This is a genomic window from Mesorhizobium sp. P5_C1, from assembly GCF_054049815.1.
In genome coordinates, this window is the sequence record NZ_JBFULQ010001221.1 from 1 (window position 1) to 785 (window position 785).

Below are 785 nucleotides of genomic sequence, written 5' to 3' on the forward strand. Positions count from 1 at the left end.
GGTTATCTGACATCAAGGTTCTCTTTCCGCTGCGCCACTCGGTGTGAGGTGACCGGCTCACTTGGAAAAATCGCAGTCGTGCCGAGTATGGGCATCATTGAAGGTTCAAGCTCTGGCGCTTTCTGCTTGGCCTTTAAGTCCGTGATTTCCTCGTCGCGTCTGGCAATTCGGCTTTCCAGATTGGCGATGCGCTCGGTCAGTAAATACCGTCCAACAGCAAACCCACCGCCTCCGAACAGGACGGCAAAAGTGGCAAAGGCTGCCGGGTTGGCCGCTACCAGCGCAGAGTTACTCTCAATAAACGCGATAAGGTCATGCATTGAGCGCCGCTACTTTCATCCCAGCACAGGCGGCGTTGGGTCAAAGCTGATCGCCACCAGCCCCGGATATCTGTGAGCGAGGGCGAGGATTTGGGTCTCAAGCTCGCAGTTGTAGGCCATGAGCGCCTTCACAGTCTCAAGGGGGCTTTCGTAGCGGGCTATGAGCTTCTCCGCTTCGGAGTGCAGTTCGGCTTTGGATTCGGCATCTAGGTGCATCGTAGCCATTACGGGTATCCCCAAGCGTGATGGTCGCAGTGAACAAAAAGAGAACATAGATGTCAAGGGTGAATTGACTCGGAGAGGAATGGGTTCCTATTTTTGGCCATGCCTGATACTGGTGGAAGACGGAAGCGAGGCGGCGAATGGAAGCTCAGCAATGCCCATGACATTGGACAGCTGGTGCTAGTCCGCTGCGGCCTCTGTAACGTAAAGCGTTGGTATCAGCCGAGTGATCTGAAGGAAATC

2 protein-coding genes are annotated in these 785 nt (G+C 54.8%); both read right to left on the reverse strand.

Going from position 1 to position 785, the window contains the following annotated elements:
• Positions 1 to 2: 2 nt before the first annotated feature.
• Positions 3 to 320 carry a hypothetical protein gene (locus ACXJ7R_RS34990; RefSeq protein WP_457155782.1) on the reverse strand — a complete coding sequence of 106 codons (318 nt, stop codon included), beginning with the start codon at positions 318 to 320 and terminating at the stop codon, positions 3 to 5.
• Between the two features lie 15 nt (positions 321 to 335).
• The gene (locus ACXJ7R_RS34995; RefSeq protein ID WP_181057344.1) at positions 336 to 545 is read right to left on the reverse strand and encodes a hypothetical protein; all 210 of its coding nucleotides are present in this window, start codon (positions 543 to 545) and stop codon (positions 336 to 338) included.
• Between the last annotated feature and the right edge of the window lie 240 nt (positions 546 to 785).

Coding starts and splice junctions, on each gene's coding strand:
- ACXJ7R_RS34995 (WP_181057344.1), bottom strand. CDS start 545: ATGGCTACGATGCACCTAGATGCCGAATCCAAAGCCGAACTGCACTCC.
- ACXJ7R_RS34990 (WP_457155782.1), bottom strand. CDS start 320: ATGCATGACCTTATCGCGTTTATTGAGAGTAACTCTGCGCTGGTAGCG.